This window comes from Streptomyces sp. NPDC056373, from assembly GCF_042262425.1.
Lineage (GTDB): Bacteria > Actinomycetota > Actinomycetes > Streptomycetales > Streptomycetaceae > Streptomyces.
Genome location: NZ_JBHJPX010000011.1, coordinates 67,078 through 80,783 on the forward strand (window position 1 = coordinate 67,078; position 13,706 = coordinate 80,783).

11 protein-coding genes are annotated in these 13,706 nt (G+C 72.3%); 6 read left to right on the forward strand and 5 right to left on the reverse strand.

Annotated elements, in window-relative coordinates; genetic code table 11:
- Position 1 precedes the first annotated feature (1 nt).
- From ACFCXS_RS23760 to ACFCXS_RS23775, 4 genes are all read right to left on the reverse strand, one after another.
- Positions 2-1,177: a cytochrome P450 gene (locus ACFCXS_RS23760; protein WP_376645345.1), complete on the reverse strand. Its 1,176-nt coding sequence runs from the start codon at positions 1,175-1,177 to the stop codon at positions 2-4.
- On the reverse strand, positions 1,177-4,701 hold the full coding sequence (locus tag ACFCXS_RS23765; protein WP_376645346.1) for an amino acid adenylation domain-containing protein: 3,525 nt from the start codon (positions 4,699-4,701) through the stop codon (positions 1,177-1,179). The genes ACFCXS_RS23760 and ACFCXS_RS23765 overlap by 1 nt, the downstream gene beginning before the upstream one ends.
- On the reverse strand, positions 4,698-6,338 hold the full coding sequence (locus tag ACFCXS_RS23770; protein ID WP_376645347.1) for a condensation domain-containing protein: 1,641 nt from the start codon (positions 6,336-6,338) through the stop codon (positions 4,698-4,700). Before ACFCXS_RS23770 ends, ACFCXS_RS23765 begins: the two co-directional genes overlap by 4 nt.
- 149 nt (positions 6,339-6,487) lie before the next feature.
- A complete protein-coding gene (locus ACFCXS_RS23775) occupies positions 6,488-6,658 on the reverse strand; it encodes a hypothetical protein (RefSeq protein ID WP_376645348.1) in 171 nt (56 codons plus the stop codon).
- A 351-nt stretch (positions 6,659-7,009) separates the two neighbouring features.
- Here ACFCXS_RS23775 and ACFCXS_RS23780 point away from each other — a divergent pair, with 351 nt between their 5' ends.
- The 4 genes from ACFCXS_RS23780 to ACFCXS_RS23795 all read left to right on the forward strand — a co-directional run bounded on the left by ACFCXS_RS23780 (position 7,010) and on the right by ACFCXS_RS23795 (position 11,305).
- Positions 7,010-7,843: a LuxR C-terminal-related transcriptional regulator gene (locus ACFCXS_RS23780; RefSeq protein ID WP_376645349.1), complete on the forward strand. Its 834-nt coding sequence runs from the start codon at positions 7,010-7,012 to the stop codon at positions 7,841-7,843.
- Between the two features lie 336 nt (positions 7,844-8,179).
- Positions 8,180-9,496 carry a cytochrome P450 gene (locus ACFCXS_RS23785; protein ID WP_376645350.1) on the forward strand — a complete coding sequence of 439 codons (1,317 nt, stop codon included), beginning with the start codon at positions 8,180-8,182 and terminating at the stop codon, positions 9,494-9,496.
- The gene (locus ACFCXS_RS23790; RefSeq protein WP_376645351.1) at positions 9,493-10,308 is read left to right on the forward strand and encodes a thioesterase II family protein; all 816 of its coding nucleotides are present in this window, start codon (positions 9,493-9,495) and stop codon (positions 10,306-10,308) included. The genes ACFCXS_RS23785 and ACFCXS_RS23790 overlap by 4 nt, the downstream gene beginning before the upstream one ends.
- Positions 10,309-10,318: 10 nt before the next feature.
- Positions 10,319-11,305, forward strand: a complete 987-nt coding sequence (locus ACFCXS_RS23795; RefSeq protein WP_376645352.1) for an aldo/keto reductase — start codon at positions 10,319-10,321, stop codon at positions 11,303-11,305.
- A gap of 229 nt (positions 11,306-11,534) precedes the next feature.
- Here the strand turns inward: ACFCXS_RS23795 and ACFCXS_RS23800 are convergent, their stop codons facing one another.
- On the reverse strand, positions 11,535-12,143 hold the full coding sequence (locus tag ACFCXS_RS23800; protein ID WP_376645353.1) for a TetR/AcrR family transcriptional regulator: 609 nt from the start codon (positions 12,141-12,143) through the stop codon (positions 11,535-11,537).
- Between the two features lie 46 nt (positions 12,144-12,189).
- Here ACFCXS_RS23800 and ACFCXS_RS23805 point away from each other — a divergent pair, with 46 nt between their 5' ends.
- Together ACFCXS_RS23805 and ACFCXS_RS23810 are read left to right on the forward strand one after the other, a co-directional pair.
- Complete coding sequence (locus ACFCXS_RS23805; protein WP_376645354.1) at positions 12,190-12,654, forward strand: SRPBCC family protein; 465 nt, start codon at positions 12,190-12,192, stop codon at positions 12,652-12,654.
- A 163-nt stretch (positions 12,655-12,817) separates the two neighbouring features.
- The gene (locus tag ACFCXS_RS23810; protein ID WP_376645355.1) at positions 12,818-13,675 is read left to right on the forward strand and encodes a hypothetical protein; all 858 of its coding nucleotides are present in this window, start codon (positions 12,818-12,820) and stop codon (positions 13,673-13,675) included.
- The last annotated feature ends 31 nt before the right edge of the window (positions 13,676-13,706 follow it).

A 13,706-nucleotide genomic window follows, 5' to 3' on the forward strand; every position in this document is an offset into this window, starting at 1 on the left:
GTCAGGCTTCTCCGCCCAGGTCGACGTAGAGGTGGTCGAGACCGACGTAGCTGAGGTTGGGGCCCCACACGGCGGCCTCGTCGGACAGCCGGGCGTTCGGGAACCGCCGCGCGAGGCTCCGCAGCAGGACCGCGGCCTCCAGCCGGGCCAGCGGCGCGCCGACGCAGTAGTGCGGCCCGTAGCCGAAGACGAGATTGCGGTCGGTGCCCTCGGCGCCGGCCGGCTCCGCGGCGGACGCGCCCGTGACCGGGCACACCGCGTCGGGCGTGGCCTCGTCGAGGGGGCCCTGCCCGGTGAGGCTCACCAGGACCAGGTCGCCCGCGCGCAGCCGGGCTCCGGCGATCTCCTGGTCGTGGGCGACGACCCGTCCCAGGTGCCGCAGCGGCGGCCGGCTCACCAGCACGGACTCCACCAGGTTCTCGACCACGCCGGGCCGGTCCGCCCGTACCGCCTCCCACAGCTCCCGGTCGCCGAGCGCCGTGAGCACGGTGGAGCCGAGCAGCGAGGCGGTGGTCTCCAGGCCGCCGAAGAGGCACATCGCCCAGGTCGCGTTGGTGCGCGCCCGGTCCTCGGGCGTGTCGGTGGGGAAGTCCGCCAGGGCGCGCGCCCCGGCGAGCGCCCCGGTCATCTCCACCATGACCCGTTGTGCCGCCCGGGCGTGGTCGCGGCGGTACATGGCACCGATGAACAGCGACAGGGTCCGCGACCACTCGTGCAGCACCGGCGGCGCCACGTCGACGCCGACCACGTGCGCCATCACCTCGCCGGAGATGCCCTCGGCCACGGCCGGCATCACGTCGCAGGGACGTGTGGCCGCGAGCCGGGTCAGGCACTCCTGCGTGATCTCCTCCACGCGGGGCGTGAGGGACCGTACGTACGAGGCGGACAGCATCCGCTGGACGGGGCGCCGCAGCGCCGTGTGCTCGGGGGCGTCGGCCTGGACGAACCAGAGCCGCAGGAACTCGGTGAGCTCGCGGTACTCGGCGCGGGTGGCGTCCGCCATGTACAGCTGGAAGGAGCGCTCGAAGGTCCCCGAGGCGAAGCCGGGGTGGTTGAGGACCTGCCGGGCCAGGCGGGGATCCGCCACGACCCAGCACTCCAGTCCTTCGTCCCACTCCGGTGCCCGCACGCCGTCCGCGAGGGACAGCGGCGGGACCGGCGCCGCGGTACGGGCCATCAGAGGGCGGCCTTCGCTACGAGTGCGCGCAGCCCGGCGGGCGTGGGGGACAGCAGGAAGTCCCGCAGCCGGACGGACACCCCGAGCTCCTGCTTGACCTGGCGCATGAGGCGGACCGCGCCGAGGGAGTTGCCGCCGATCACGAAGAAGTCGGTGTCCTCGGTGATGCCCGCGACCGGCTCCGGCGCCTCGATGACGGCGGCGAACAGCGCGGCGATGCCTTCCAGACCGATACCGGCCGGCGCCTCGGTGCCGGTCCCGGCAGCCGTTTCCGCCACCGTTCCGGTCTCGGCAGCCGTCTCCGCCACCGTTCCGGCCACGGCCGAGGTCCCGGCCACGGACTCCGGCTCCGCCGTGACGGCCACGGCCGGGGTCTGCTTCGCCGGACCCGCGAGCGCGGCCAGTGCGCGCCGGTCCACCTTGCCGTTGGCGGTGACGGGCAGCCGGTCCACCACGGCCCACAGCGCCGGGACCATGTAGGACGGCAGCCGCTCGGTGAGCAGCTCGCGCAAGGCCACCGAGCCGACGGCCGCACCCGGCGCCGGGACGACGGCGGCGACGAGCCGCTTCTCCGCGCTGTCGCCCTCGCTGACGACGACCACGGCGTCCTGCACCCCGGGATGCTCGGCGAGGACGTCGCTGATCGCACTCAGCTCGATCCGGTACCCGCGCAGCTTGACCTGGTCGTCGGCGCGGCCGAGGAAGCGCACCCGGCCCCGGCTGTCGATCCGCACCAGGTCGCCCGTGCGGTACAGCCGCTCGGCCACGTCCGGTGACAGGTGCCCGAACACGCGGGCCGTCTCCTGCTCGTCGCCCAGGTAGCCGTCGGCGAGGCCCTCACCGCCGGTGTACAGCTCACCCACGGCACCGGGCGGAAGCAGCCGGCGGCGCCCGTCCAGCACGTACACGCGGGTGCCGGGGACGGGGCGGCCGATGGGCAGCGGCCCGTCCACGTCCTCCGCGCGTGCCACCGAGTGGGTGGTGGTGAAGGTGGTGTTCTCGGTGGGTCCGTAGCCGTTGGTGACGACCAGGCCGGGGTGCCGGGCCAGGACCCGCGCGGTGTGCTCGTGCGGCACCACGTCCCCGCCGGTGAGGAGCTGGCGCAGGCTGCCGAGCGAGTCCGAGGCGAACTCCTCGACGAGCCGGAAGAGCCCGGCGGTCAGCCATGCCACGGTGACCCCCCGCTCGCGCAGGAAGGCGCCCAGCTCGGTCGGCGACGCAAGGCCGGCCGGGTGGACCTCCAGGGTCGCGCCGGTCAGCAGCGCGCCCCACAGTTCGAGGGTGGACGCGTCGAAGGACAGCGGGGACAGCCGCAGCATCCGCTCGCCCTCGCCGAGCCGCACGTAACCCGCCTCGTGGACCAGGCGGATCACCGCGCGGTGCGGGACGCCGACGCCCTTGGGACGGCCGGTCGAGCCGGAGGTGAAGGCGACGTACGCGAGACGGGCCGGGTCCTCGGGCGGTGTGGGCACCGTGCCCGGGTCGGCGGGCCGCCAGCCGGGTTCCCAGACCGGCACGGCCGGGGCGCCGAGCTCCGCGAACCGGCGCGCGGCCGGTGAGCCGACGGGACCCGTCAGCGCGGCGCTGGGCCGGGCCCGCTCCACGATCCGCGCGAGGTGGCTGTCCGGCTGCGCCGGGTCGATCCCCACGTAAGCGGCCGACGCCCACTGCACACCGAGCACGGCGACGGTCTCGGCCACCGACCGCTCCACACCCACGAGCACCCGGTCGCCCGGCTCGACCCCGGCGGCGATCAGCAGGCGGGCCTGCTCGGCGGCGGCAGCGGCGAGTTCGCCGTAGGTGAGGGAGTGATGCGCGTCGCGGACCGCGACGGTGTCGGGGTGACGCGCCGCCGTCTCGCGGAACAGCGCGTCGAGGGACGTCCGGGGGAAGTCCCGGCCGGTCTCGTTGATCTCGTCGAGCAGCTGCTGTCCCTCGGCGGAGATGCCGCGGACGTCCTCGAGGCGGGCCTCGGGGGCGGCGCTGATCCGCTCGACGGTCGCGAGGAAGTCGGAGACGAACGACTGGGCCTCGGCCTCGTGCCACACACCCGTCGCGTACTCGAGGTGGCCGGCGAACGACGGGTCCGCCCGGCCGATCAGCATGGTCAGGTCGAACTGCGAGCCGCCGCCGTGCCCTTCCTCGACCTGGATCCGGACCGGTCCGGCGCTGAGCTCGCTCGGCACCAGCTGGTCGTGCATGCCGAAGCAGACCTGGACGAGCGGGTGGCAGCCGAGGCTTCGCTCGATGCCGAGACGGGCGACGATCTCCTCGAACGGCAGATCGCCCGCGTCGATGGCGGCACCGAGGTTGCGGTGCACCCCCCGAAGGAACGCGGCGACGTCCAGGTCGTCGTCCACGTCGATCAGCAGGGGTACGAGATTGCCCGTGACGGCGACGAGCCGGCGCAGCTCGGAGCTGCCGCGGCCGAGCAGCGGGACGCCGACCAGGAGCCGCCGGTTGCCGGTGCGACGGGCCAGGCAGAGGCCGAAGGCGCCCAGGAGCAGGGAGTACGGGGTGATGCCGAGGGCCTGCGCCACGCGGGCGACCTGGTCGGTGGTGGCCGGGCCGAGGTCGAGGCCGAGGCGGTCGCCGGCACCGTCCTGGAGGGTGGGACGCTGCCGGTCGGCGGGGAGTTCGAGGACGCTGGGGACCCCGGCGAGGTGCTGCTTCCAGAACTCGGTCTGCTCGTCCCAGACGCCTCGGGCGCGGGCCTCCTCCTGGTGCCGGCGCAGGGCGGAGAGCGGGCTGCCGAGGCTCCGGGCATCGCGTTCGCACGCGGCCTTCGACTCGGCGTAGCTGTCGAACACCTCGCGCAGCAGGTAGCCCACGGCGAAGCCGTCCAGAACCATGTGGTGCGCGGTCAGCACCAGGGCGGAGCGCTCGTCGGAAGGGTCGGCCGGGACGAAGTGGGCGAACCGGTAGGCGGGAGCGGCGGCCAGGTCGAAGGGCTCGCGGCCCAGTTCGGCGCCGCGGCGCCGGACGTGGTTCTCGAAGGTCTCGGTCGGATCGTCGTGGACGTACTCGACGACCTCCGGTGCGTGGACGGGGAGGACCTCCTGGACCACGTCGTCGCCGGTCTCGCGGAAGACGACCCGCAGTCCCTCGTGGCGTGCTGCGGTGGCCGCGAGGGCCTTGGCGAGGAGGCCGGGGTCGAGCCGGCCGCCCCGGCCGAAGCACCGGAACACCAGGTTGTACGGGGAGCCCCCGGCCACCTTCTCGATCAGCCACATACCGCGCTGGGCGGGGGTGAGCGCCTGCTCGGCGTCGAGGCCGGCCGGGGCCGCCGGTGCCGCCCCGGCCGCCGTGGCCACGGGGGTGGCGGCGGCCAGGACCTCGGTGAGCGGGGCGTCGCCGAGCAACTCCATGATCGGGACGCGCAGCCCCAGGCGCTCCTGGAGCGCTCCGGCCAGGCGCATGGCACGCAGTGAGTCGCCGCCGAGCGCGATGAAACTCGCGTCGCCGAACGCGTCCGGGCCGTCCGGTATCTCCATGACCTCCGCGGCCAGCGCACCGGCCGTCATCGGTTGCCACCCGTGGGCCCGGTGGCCGATGCGGCGGCGCCGGCGATGAGTTCGGCCTGGCCGCTGACGGTGGGGGAGCGGAACAGGTCCATGGTCCGGACCTCTCGGCCCGAGACCTGGCCGAGCCGCTCCACGAGGAGCACGAGAAGCAGGGAATCGCCGCCGGACTCGAAGAAGCTGACGTCGTCGGCGAACTCGTCGGTGCCCAGGACCTCGTTCCACACGGAGCGGACGAGTTCCAGGCGGGCCGTCGGGTCGTCCAGGTCGGCGGGGGCGGCGGTGGGGCGTACGGACTCTTCGAGCACGGGTTTCTCCGGGAATGTGGCCAGGCCCGCGGCGCTGCGCCGCAGATCGTGAAGGAAACGCGAGACGTCGGTGTGGCCGAAGACGTTGACGGGGTAGTCCAGCGAGAGGGCGAGTCGCCGTCCCCCCGCCGTGTCCTCCAGCCGGACGAACATCGCCAGGTCGTACTTGACGAACATCGGGTCGAGCGGGCGGAGCCGGCCCGTGACGTCCGGGGTGAGCTCCAGGGACCGCGGCGCCTCGTCGAGGTTGACGAGGACCGGCGACAGTGGCGGCCACAGGGCGTTGCGGTCGGGGTTGAGGGCGGCGGAGACGGCATCGAGGGGGACGTCGCTGTCGACGAACGCCTCCATGCCGCTGACGCGCACCCCGCCGAGCAGGTCGCGCCAGGTGTCACCCGGGCCGACGGTGACGCGCAGCACGACCGTGGTCATGAACATCCCGATCACGTCCGCGGTGGCGGGGTCGTCCCGTCCGGGCCAGGCGAAGGCGATGAGGAAGTCACGCTGCGGCCCGGTGCGGGCGAGGGTGCCGGCGAGCAGCGCGACCCCGACCATGAAGGGGGTGCACCCCTCCTGCGCGGCCACCGCCATCGCCTTCTCGGTGGTCTCCTCGTCGAGAACCGTCGCCAGGGTGGCGCCGAGCAGGGACTCCTCGCCCTCGCACGCCGTGCGGGCGAACGGCAGCCGGACCTCGGGGGGTGCGCCGCGGAGCCGGCCGACGACGTCGGCGACCTGCTCCTCGATCTCCTCGGGGGTGCGTTCCGCGACGACCGTCGCCGGGTGCGGCGGGTCGCCCGGTTCGGGCTCCACGCCGTCGAGTCCGGCGCGGTAGAGGGAGCGGATCTCGTCGAGGAGCATGCCGCGCGAGACCCCGTCGAAGACGATGTGGTGCACGTTGAGGACGAGGAGGGTGCGCTCCGGGCCGAGGCGGATGATCTCGGCGCGAGCGGGCGCGTCCCGGCCCAGGTCGAAGGGCGCGCCGCTCAGGGTCCGTACGCGGTCGTCGACGTCGTCCTCGGTCCATCCCTCGGCGGCGGCGTCGCGCAGTGCGGGCTCGGCGGGCGGCCCGTCGGTGTGGTACTCGACGCGGCGGCGTTTGATGTCGAGCCGGAAGCGGGCCCGCAGCGAGGGGTGCCGTGCGAGGGCCTTCCGGACGGACGAGACCAGCACCTCGTGGTCGACCGGACCCGTGAACTCCGCAACGGTGGGTACCAGTTGGGTGGGCCGCAGCAGCGCGTCGCGGTCCAGGACCCACATACCTTGCTGGACCCGGGTGGCCGGATACCAGGTGTGGCCGTCGGGTGACGCACCGTTCGGCGTTTCGGGCAGCACGAAGCGACCTCCGAAATCTGTGGGAAAGAGGGGTGACATACGGCGTACGGGAGCCGCCGCGTGGATCGCCGCTCCGTTTTCAGGGCGGGGCGGCCCGGTCGGCGTGCGCCGGGATCAGTGCCGGTCCGCCGGGCGGGGCAGGCCCGGCGTCAGCCCCACTGCGAGTCGTCCTCGCCGATCTCGGGGGTGGGGGTGGGCCCCCACTGGGAGTCGGCCACAACGGCCTGGCCGGCCGGGGCGTGGGCGGCGGTGACGCCGGCGAAGGCCGCGCCCACGAGGGCGAGCGTGCCGAGAAGGTGTCTGAGAACGTTCCTGTTCATCTGTCCCCCATTGTTTTGCTTCTGCGAAAGACCCGGACAGCTGCGGCGCAGAACCCGGTTCGGGCTCCTCCGGTGTCCAGGGCTGTGGCGGTTGTGCGGCAGATCTGTGGTGGTTCCCCGTCGGAAGCATGCACGCATCGACGTGCAAGGTCATCGAGGATCGAGCAGGATGATCCCGCATTGCTGAAACCAGCAGGGGGAAAAGTGTGCACAACTACGGACAATGAGGCAGAGGATCGGGATGCGGTCCTCTGCGACGAGGGGCTCCGGTACTACTCGGACGCCCTTCGCGGCCGGCCCCCCGCCACCGAGTGCCCTTCATGTCTGCTGGACCTGGGCCTCGTCCAGCGGTTGCCCGACGGCAGCCTGGCCGCCATCCCGCCACGTCTGGCGGCCGGTGACCGGCTGGACCACCTCGAAAACGTCATCGAGGAGAAGAGGACCGCTCTCGCGACGCTGCGCGCCTCGGTCAACCGGGCCCAGGACGTCTACCTGGAGAGCTACGGCAAGGGCGAGTCGCACCTGATCCGTGCGGTGCGGGGCCACGAGGCGATCAGCGCCACCCTCTCGGCGGCCGTGCACGCCTGTCAGCAGGAGCTGCTGACCGCCCAGCCCGGCGGCGGCCGCCCTCAGGAGCTGCTCGACAAGGCGCTGGAGAGCGATCTGGAGGCGATCGGCCGCGGGGTCGTGCAGCGCACGATCTACCAGCACACGATCCGTACCCACCAGCCCACGCTCACCTACGCCGAGCGCATCTCGCAGGCGGGCGGCGAAGTGCGCACCCTGGACGAGGTGTTCGACCGGCTGATCGTCTGCGACCGGAAGATCGCGTTCATCCCCGACCCCGGCTCGGAACGCCGTGACACGGCACTCGCGGTCGAACATCCCGGGGTGGTGCGCTACCTGGTCGGACTCTTCGACCACGCCTGGCAGCGGGCCCAGCCGTTGCGGAAGTTTCCCAGCAGCCGGCTCCCTCCGCTCCTCACCGACGAGGTACGGCGCACGATCCTGCGGCACATGGTCAACGGCCACACGGACGAGGCGATAGCGAGCCGTCTCGGTATGAGCCCGCGCAGCGTCTCCAACCACATGCGCTGGGCCGCCGAGCTGTTCGGCAGCCGCAGCCGGGCCCAACTGGCCTACCTCATAGGCAAGAGCGGCTTCCTGGATTCCGTGCCGGACTGACGGCACCGGGAAATAGATGCGGGCTTCACCTTCCCGCCGGTGTCATGTACGTTGTGCCGCAAGCAACTTCCAGGCCCGGCCGTCCAACGGCCGTCCCACCGCGCAGACCGGCTGGTTCCCCGTCGCGCTGTGAGGGACGAGCTCCGGCAGTACTTCCCGGAGCCGTGTCCCGTTCTGGCCGTGCAGCCCGCCCACCCCGTCTGCTCAGGTTCCCGCCCGCTGCCGTACGCCGTGCCGTTCCTCGGCGCGCGACGGTCCGGAGCCGCGAGGAGAGGGGTGCGGCGTGGCACACGGCACGGCGCCTTCCTGCCCATCACGGTGAAAGGAAGACGGGCCTTGACCGTCCATGCCACACCCGCCCCTGCCGGACCCTCACTCGCCCCGCCGCCGGGCTGCCCCATGCACGCGGCCGTCGCCGGACCCGCCGACGGCGTGGACCTCGTGGATCCGGCTCTCTACAGCGACGGCGACCCGCACCCCGTCTGGCGACGGATGCGCGCGATGGACACGCTGACCCGTCACCAGGTCGACGACGAGCGCTGGTTCTGGAACATCGTGCGCTTCGAGGACGCCGACCGGGTGCTGCGGGACACCGCCACCTTCACCTCCGAACGCGGCACCATGCTCGACCTGCTGGGCACGGACGACCCGGCCGGCGGCAAGCAGCTCGCGGCCACCGACCCGCCCCGCCACACCGAGATGCAGGGACGCCTCAAGAAGGCCCTGGCCATCAAGTCGGTCGACCGGCAGCGCGAGATGATCCGCGACCTGGTGGTCCCGCTCATCGAACCGCTCGGCGACGGCGGCACGTTCGACTTCGCGCAGACCATGCTGGCCATGCCGATGTCGGTCACCGGCACCATGATGGGCCTGCCGACCTCCGACTGGGCCTGGCTCAGCAGGCTGACCACGGTGTGCATCGCCGCCGACGACCCCGAGTACCAGGACCCGGGCGGCCGGGACGTCACCCTGAAGGCCGCCCACCGCGACCTGTTCGCGTACTTCCAGGACCTGGTCCGGTTCCGGCGCGACAACCTCGGGGACGACCTGCTGAGCGTGCTCATCTCCACGGAGTTCGAAGGCCGGCACATGGCGTCCGAGGAGATCGTCGCCAACTGCTACAGCCTCCTGCTCGGCGCGAACGTCACCACCCCCCACCCGCCGAACTTCGTCATGGCCGAGTTCATCGAGTCGGGAGTGCTGCAGGACTGGGCGGCCCACCCGGAGGCCGACGACACGGCCCTGAACGAAGCCCTGCGCTGGGCCTCGCCCGTCAACCACTTCCTGCGGTACGCCACCCGCGACGTGGAGATCCGCAACACCAGGATCAGCGCCGGGGACGCCGTCGTCATCTGGCTCGGCTCCGCCAACCGCGACGAGACCGTCTTCGCACGCGGCCAGGAGTTCGACATCCGCCGCAGGCCCAACAAGCACCTGGCCTTCGGTATCGGGCCGCACTACTGCATCGGGCACAGCGTCGCCCGCGTCAGCCTGAAGACCCTGTTCCACGAGCTGTTCACCCGCTTCGAGGACTTCCGGCCGGCCGGGCCTCCCGAGCGGCTCCGCTCCAACTTCGTCTCCGGCTACAAGCACATCCCCATCACGGCCCGCCGGGCCCGCGGTGGCAACGGGCGTGCCAGGAGCACCGGATGACACGGCCGCACCCGAACGCCGTACCGCCCACCGGCAGCCCGTGGCTGCGCCGCTTCCACGCCGCGCCGGCCGGCTCCCCGCTCCTGCTGTGCTTCCCGCACGCCGGTGGCAGCGCCTCGTACTTCTTCCCGTTCTCGGCCCGGCTGGCCGCGCACGCCGATGTGCTGGTGGTCCAGTACCCCGGCCGGCAGGAGCGGTTCGCCGACCCGTGCGTGGAGTCCCTGCACGAGATGGCCGACCTGATCACCGAGGAGCTGCTGCAACACCTCGCGCCGGCGCGGCCGTTCAGCGTCTTCGGACACAGCATGGGCGCATCCCTCGCCTTCGAGGTGGCCTGCCGGCTGCGGGACGCGGGCTTCCCGCCCGCCGCTCTCACCGTCTCCGGCCGCCGCGCCCCGTCGATACCCGCTCCCGGATCGGTGCACCTCGCCAGCGACGACCAGCTGATCGCCGACATCAAGCTGCTCGGCGGCACCGACCAGGGGATGCTCGACAACCCGGAGCTGCTCGCCGCGATCCTGCCCTCCGTCCGCAGCGACTACGTGGCCACCGAGACGTACCGGTTCCGCGGCGCGGACCCGCTGCGGTGCCCCGTCACCGCCCTGATCGGCGACGCCGACCCGCGGGTCGACGAGCCGCAGGCGCTGGCCTGGCGGAACCACAGCACCGGCCCGTTCCGCCTGCGCGTGTACGCCGGCGGCCACTTCTACCTCCTCCCCCACATCGACGCCGTCGTGGCGGAGTTGCTCGCGGGCCTGCCGGTCCGTGCCGCGGCCTCCGCCGGAACCGGCTCGGTCACCTCCCACCACTGAAAGGTCCACCATGAAGTACCGCGTCATCGGCAGCTCGCCCGACACCCGTCGCGAGGTCAGCGTTCTGAGCCTCGGCGCCATGACCTTCGGCACCACCGTCGACGAGGCGACCTCCTTCGCGATCCTCGACCGGTTCGTCGAGGCGGGCGGCACGTTCATCGACACCTCGAACAACTACGCGTTCTGGGTGCACGGCACACAGGGCGGCGAGAGCGAGCAGCTCGTCGGCCGCTGGCTGCGCAGCCGCGGCATCGGCGACGAGATCACCATCGCCACGAAGCTGGGCGCCCGCCCCAACCAGCCCACCCAGACCTTCAGCCTCGACGTGGAGGGCCTGTCCGCGAAGGTCATCCGCGAGTCGGCGGAGCGCAGCAGGGAGTACCTCGGCATCGAGAAGATCCACCTGCTGTACGCGCACATCATGGACGAGCGGACCCCCCTGGAGGAGACCGTCCAGGGCTTCGCCGAGGTGGTCGCCGACGGAGTGGCCGGTCTGCTCGGTGCGAGCAACCACTGGTCCTGGCGCATCGAGCGGGCCCGCGCCCTGGCCGCCGCCTCCGGTGTCCCCGGCTACGAGGTGCTCCAGCACCACCACAGCTACCTGCGCCAGCGCACCGACATCCCGAGCATGCGTTCCCCCGACGGCAACCAGGGCCTGGTCAGCGGCGACCTCCTCAGCTACCTCCGCGCCAACCCGTCGCTCACCCAGGTCGCGTACTCCCCCCTGATCTCCGGTGCGTACGTCCGCGACGACAAGCCGCTCGGCCCCGGCTTCGACCACGCGGGCACCCAGCCCCGGCTGAAGGCGATCCGCGAGGTGGCCACCGAGACCGGCGCGACCGTCAACCAGGTGGTGCTGTCCTGGCTGATGGGCGGCGACATCCCGGTTCTGCCGCTGGTGGGTGCCTCGTCCGTGGCGCAGCTGGAGGAGAGCCTCGGCGCGGTGGACCTCGACCTGACCCCGGAGCAGCGGGCCAAGCTGGACAGCGTCCACTGAACCGACCGGGCGCCCGGCCCCGCTGGGCCCGACGCCGGTGACCACGCCCCGTGCGGGGGCCGGACGCCCCGCCCCCGGACAGGCGACCGCCCGCCGCGCGGGTTTCCGTGGCGGGCGGAGCACCTGCGCCTGCTCACCTGCCCGAGTTGCCGGACGACCGCCTGGCCGACGAGATCGAGCACCACACGACCCGCGCACGGCACCGGCACTGTGCCCGGCCGGTGACGCGTCACTCCGGGCCGTAGTACAGCCGGAGGAACTCCTCCATCGCCGAGTCGACGCCGGCGCGGTCGCCGGTGGCGAGCAGGTCGAGAAGCAGGCCGCGGACGGTGGCGAGGCCCAGCCTGGCCCGGTTGCGGGCCGTGGCGGGCTCCGCCCCCGCGCCGAGCTCAGCGGCCACGAGCGGCTCCAGCCAGTCCGTCACCAGCCCTTCGAGGACGGGGACGGCCTCGGGGCGGCCGCGCAGCGCGTGCCCGCAGATCTCGAAGAACAGCCGCTCCTGCCCGGCCAGCCGGGGGTCCGTCAGCTGCCGCCACAGCAGCCGCGCGACCTCGGCGGGCACGAGACCGGGCTCCAGGCGGAGCCGGGACAGCACATCGCGCTGGCGCCGCTCCGAGGTCCGGACGATCTCGACGAGCAACTGTTCCTTGGAACCGAAGTAGTGGATCAGCATGCGGTGGCTGACGCCGATCGCTGCCCCCAGTCCGCGCAGACTCAGATCCGCGATGCCGTGTTCCGCGACGTGGTCGACCGCCGCGTCCACCAGTCGTGCGCGCCGGTCCGCGAGCGCGCCCTGCCCGGTCTCGCCCTGGGAATGCGAGTCGTCCCTCGTCGCCACGTCACGACTGTACCAATCGGTACATGCCGCATGTACCGTGTGGTACATGAAGCCCCTCACCGTGTCGATCGACGTACCTCACACGCCCGAGCAGGTCTACGGCTTCCTCGACGTCATGGCGAACCACGAGCGGTTCACCGACCACTACCTGACCAACTGGCGCTACACCGGCCCCGCCAGGGGCGTCGGATCGTGCGTCACGGTCACCGCCGCGCTGGGCGGCACGCAGACCGACGTCACCATCGACGTCGTCGAGTCCGAGGCCCCTCGGCGCATCGTCGAACGCAACGTCAGCGAGGCCGGCCGGCGGCAGGGCCGCGGCAGCTACGTCATCGAACCGCTGCCCACCGGCGGGGCCCGCGTCTCGTTCACGTACACGTGGGTACGCGCCCCGCTCGCCGACCGGCTGCTGGCCCCTGTCGTACGGGCCACGATGCGGCGCGCCAACCGCACGGTCATGCGACGCCTGGCCACCGAACTGGCCCGCCACGTGTCCGCCCCCAACTCCTGAGGGTGGTCCATGTGCCCTTCCTGTGTCGCCCACGGCTTCGGGTGCGAACCTCCCTTAGGCTCACTTCGCCACATATGACCCCTGATCAGCGAAGGACAGGACAGCGGGAATCAACCGTGAGCGGCTCAACAGAACGCTGACGTTCTGGCTGCGTCCTACGTTCGTGCTGCGCGTCATCAACCGGTTCCAGAAGATCGCGGGCTTCGACCGCTCGATGGCTCTGGCCTCCGGTGCGCTGACCGCACTGATCCCGCTCGTGGTGCTGAGCGGTGCCGTCTTCGGCACAGAGGCCGCAGACCGGATCATCAACCGCTACGGGCTCGCCGGTGGAGGTGCTGAAGCCGTCCGGGCGGTGTTCTCCCAAGAGGCCACGAATGTCGGTGCCGGTGTCTTCGGGACGGTGTTCCTGGCGATCTCGGTGCTGAGCTTCTCCCGGACCATGCAGCGGCTGTTCGAGCAGACCTGGGAACTGAAGCCGCTCGGTGTACGCAACACGCGCAACGGCCTGTGGTGGATCTGCGCGCTCAGTTTCTACACCGCGGTGATCGGGTGGCTCTACGCGACTCTGAGCGGCGGACGCCTGGGCCTGGCGGCTGCGGTGTGCGAGGTTCCGGTGACCGCGGCCTTCCTCACCTGGAGCGGCCGGATCCTGTCCGCGAAGCGGCTCGCCGGGGCGGTCCTGCTCCCGTTCGCGGTCTGCGCGGCCGTCCTGGCCGCGGCCTATTCGGTGGTCGCGACCGTCTACCTGCCACGCCTGTTCAATTCCTACGCCTCGCGCTACGGCGCGGCCGGCGCGGTCTTCGGGATGGCCTCGCTTCTCTTCGGCGCCATGCTCGTCCTCGTGGTGTCCGCGGCCCTGGGACGGGAGGTGCGAGACGAACTCGTCCGGATCCGTCAAGGCCGGCGCCCGTCCCAGGACGAAATCCGCCGCCAGTGGGACAGCATCGTCGAGCAGACCCGGTCACGCTGGCGCGCTGTACGCAAACGCCCCCCACACCACCAGCCCGAGAACTCCCACTGAAGCCCCCGAAGAGCCGGACCTGCAGCGCCAG

Excerpts from the sequence above, each read along its gene's own strand:
- ACFCXS_RS23760 (WP_376645345.1), bottom strand. The coding sequence starts at position 1,177 with ATGGCCCGTACCGCGGCGCCGGTCCCGCCGCTGTCCCTCGCGGACGGC.
- ACFCXS_RS23765 (WP_376645346.1), bottom strand. The coding sequence starts at position 4,701 with ATGACGGCCGGTGCGCTGGCCGCGGAGGTCATGGAGATACCGGACGGC.
- ACFCXS_RS23775 (WP_376645348.1), bottom strand. The coding sequence starts at position 6,658 with ATGAACAGGAACGTTCTCAGACACCTTCTCGGCACGCTCGCCCTCGTG.
- ACFCXS_RS23790 (WP_376645351.1), top strand. The coding sequence starts at position 9,493 with ATGACACGGCCGCACCCGAACGCCGTACCGCCCACCGGCAGCCCGTGG.
- ACFCXS_RS23795 (WP_376645352.1), top strand. The coding sequence starts at position 10,319 with ATGAAGTACCGCGTCATCGGCAGCTCGCCCGACACCCGTCGCGAGGTC.
- ACFCXS_RS23805 (WP_376645354.1), top strand. The coding sequence starts at position 12,190 with ATGAAGCCCCTCACCGTGTCGATCGACGTACCTCACACGCCCGAGCAG.